General features: G+C 58.0%; 1 rRNA gene. It reads left to right on the top strand.

Annotation, left to right across the window (positions count from 1 at the left end):
* Nucleotides 1-213 precede the first annotated feature (213 nt).
* Nucleotides 214-545: ribosomal RNA gene (locus tag IEY93_RS37630) — 23S ribosomal RNA — on the top strand; the annotation flags it as partial.

Raw genomic sequence — 545 nt, 5'->3', positions numbered from 1 at the left:
TGGACACACTGTTGGGTCCTGAGGAAACGGGCTTTGGCTTGCGTGGCCGTGTCGACGGTCGCGGAGCTGGTTCGGGTTCTCGTTTGCGGGGCCGGTCTCCTGTCATACCGCTGGTCGCTCTGTTGTTCGCAGGGTGGTCGGGTCTGGTGGTGGGTGTGATCGGTGGGCCTGTTTGTTGTTTGTGAATTGCATAGTGGACGCGAGCATCTTTGTGGCCAAGTTTTTTAGGGCACACGGTGGATGCCTTGGCATCAGGAGCCGATGAAGGACGTGGGAGGCTGCGTTAAGCCTCGGGGAGTCGCCAACCAGACGTTGATCCGGGGATGTCCGAATGGGGAAACCTAGCACCAGTCATGTGGTGTTGCCGCCGTCTGAATGTATAGGGCGGTTGGTGGTAACGCGGGGAAGTGAAACATCTCAGTACCCGTAGGAAGAGAAAACAATAGTGATTCCGTGAGTAGTGGTGAGCGAAAGCGGATGAGGCTAAACCATGCGCGTGTGATAGCCGGCGGGTGTTGCGTGTGTGGGGTTGTGGGACCCTCTGG

Source organism: Sphaerisporangium melleum (assembly GCF_014646695.1).
Taxonomy (GTDB): Bacteria; Actinomycetota; Actinomycetes; order Streptosporangiales; family Streptosporangiaceae; genus Sphaerisporangium; species Sphaerisporangium melleum.
This window is presented reverse-complemented; position numbering and strand designations above follow the sequence as displayed.